Below are 289 nucleotides of genomic sequence, written 5' to 3'. Positions count from 1 at the left end.
TATTATATGTAATCAAAAATAAGAAAAGAGGGTATAAAAATGGATCAAATGGTTTTAAAAGTTCAAAAATGGTTAAATAGTACTTACGGGAGCAATTCAAATTACACATCTGTAACTGAAGACGGAATAACTGGAGGAGGAACAGTAGCAGCTTTAATAACAGCTCTCCAAATTGAGCTAGGAATTCAACCAGCGGATGGAGTTTTTGGGGCAGCTACACAAGCAGCATGTCCAACATTGCCTAATACAAGTGCTTCCAAGAATGAGGTATATATTCTCCAAGGTGCTC

Annotated in this window: 1 pseudogene; it reads left to right on the top strand. The window is 37.0% G+C overall.

What is annotated here, in order from left to right:
- Positions 1-39: 39 nt before the first annotated feature.
- Positions 40-289: pseudogene (locus J418_RS15835) on the top strand (glycoside hydrolase domain-containing protein); the annotation flags it as partial.

It is taken from the genome of Clostridium tyrobutyricum DSM 2637 = ATCC 25755 = JCM 11008 (assembly GCF_000359585.1).
GTDB classification, from domain to species: Bacteria; Bacillota; Clostridia; order Clostridiales; family Clostridiaceae; genus Clostridium_B; species Clostridium_B tyrobutyricum.
The sequence above is the reverse complement of the archived record's forward strand: the minus strand, read 5'-3'. Positions and strand labels throughout refer to the sequence as shown.